The 267-nt window shown below is 64.0% G+C and carries 1 pseudogene; it reads right to left on the minus strand.

Annotation, left to right across the window (positions count from 1 at the left end):
- Positions 1-156: 156 nt before the first annotated feature.
- Positions 157-267: pseudogene (locus C7I84_RS30820) on the minus strand (carbohydrate ABC transporter permease); the annotation flags it as partial.

Here is a 267-nt window from a genome sequence, read left to right on the forward strand (position 1 = left end):
GTTCGAGCGCCGCCACATCGCCGCCATCGAACGCCCGCCGCCCGTCAATCCGAGCCATAGAAGACCCCGATGCTCGCCAAACCAGATGGCTTTCCACTATGCATGACTTTCCCCGGACAGCCCTGCGCAAGGGGGGAGAAAAGCTTCCGTCCTTCATCACACCCTCCCCAGGGCAAAACCCTTGGCGATGTAGTTGCGCACGAACCAGATCACCAGCGCGCCCGGAATGATGGTGAGCACGCCGGCCGCCGCCAGCACGCCCCAGTC

Origin of the sequence: Kumtagia ephedrae (assembly GCF_003012745.1) — a bacterium.
Taxonomy (GTDB): Bacteria; Pseudomonadota; Alphaproteobacteria; order Rhizobiales; family Rhizobiaceae; genus Kumtagia; species Kumtagia ephedrae.